This is a genomic window from Acerihabitans sp. TG2, assembly GCF_035013185.1.
Lineage (GTDB): Bacteria > Pseudomonadota > Gammaproteobacteria > Enterobacterales > Enterobacteriaceae > Acerihabitans.
The window spans coordinates 1-1,383 of sequence record NZ_JAYGJO010000086.1; the positions used below are offsets into that span (position 1 = coordinate 1).

Annotated in this window: 1 protein-coding gene and 1 pseudogene; one reads left to right on the plus strand and one right to left on the minus strand. The window is 47.9% G+C overall.

Annotated elements, in window-relative coordinates:
- Positions 1 to 178: pseudogene (locus SJI19_RS24610) on the plus strand (integrase); the annotation flags it as partial.
- Between the two features lie 148 nt (positions 179 to 326).
- Here SJI19_RS24610 and SJI19_RS24615 read toward each other — a convergent pair.
- Positions 327 to 1,383, minus strand: a 1,057-nt coding sequence (locus SJI19_RS24615) for an MFS transporter (protein ID WP_323480863.1), incomplete at its 5' end; no start/stop codon positions are given.

Below are 1,383 nucleotides of genomic sequence, written 5' to 3' on the forward strand. Positions count from 1 at the left end.
CTCTTTGTACAGTACACATTCCATGAGAAGAACAAAACCTTATCTGATATACAAGAAAACCAAGAATCTCAGAGTGATCCAACTCCTTCTGGGCCACAAGAAACTGGAAAGTACAGTTCGGTATCTGGGCATTGAAGTCGATGATGCTCTGGAGATATCTGAATCGATCGAGGTTTGACGTTATCAGGGCTGCGACAGCAGCCCTGTGCCATAAGCGGATATTTAACAGTTCGGGAAGAATGCTAATTCCTTAAAAATTCGCCACTGTCTTCTATAGTCTTTAGCTTTGGTTTATATCCCGAACTTTGTGGTTTTTTTGAGCATCATCATGAGGAGGGCGTAGCCTTTTGCGGCTTAACCTGTGAGGAATTATCGAGCTGTCTTATCGCAGGGACCAGGCAGGTTCCTAACGTTGCTATGACAACTGCCATTGCTGAAACCAGAAGCACATTGCTACTACCATAATGTATTGCCAGCGGTCCGGCGACCAGTTCACCGAAGGGAATGGCTACAAACGAACCCACAGCGTCATAGGCATATACGCGAGCCAGTTTTTCCTGCGGAATATGAGTTTGTAGTGAATGAGCCCAGGATACGCCGAATAGGCCAAAAGTTACGCCAGCAATAAAAAAAGCTGCAATAAGCCACGATGCAGAAGCAGGCTGACTAAGTATAAAAATTGGCACTGCGCAAAGTGCAACCAGCATTACACTAATAAAGAGGTCGCGGCGTGGACGCCATCTCAAGGCGAGGAACGAACCTGCGATAAGGCCAACACTCTGCGCAGCAACAATAATACCCCAATTGGTTCGCCCAAAAGAAGCATCAGCAATCACAGGGCCGAGCACCATCACCACACCACTAAATGCAGCATTGATAATGGTGAATTGGACGACAATTGTCCATACCCAAGCTCGGCTGGCGAATTCTTTCCACCCTTCTTTTAAGTCCTGTAGGATATTACCGGGTGATGGACATGCTTTGATTGACGTAACGCGAATGAAGAAATAAAGCGGCGCAGAGGCTGCGAAGCCCACTGCATCAATTGCCAGTCCCCACCCTGGTCCAACAGAACTCGTCAGGATCCCACCTAGCGAAGCGCCAATAACCGTACCACTATAAATACCAAGCTGGATTAATGCGTTGGCTGCACGCAAATTCTGTACTGGAACAGTCTGGGGAACCAGTGCGGAGGATGCAGGTAATGCGATGCCGGCTGCTGCTCCATTCAGGGTTCCAAATAATGCCAGACTCATCACCGTTGCTGAACCATCCAGTACAGACCATGCGACTATAGCTTGCGAAACTGCCGCAATAACGGATGTCGGCATCGCTGATATAAGGTCGTAATTCATCGGAAAAGTTGTCCACTCCACCCAACAT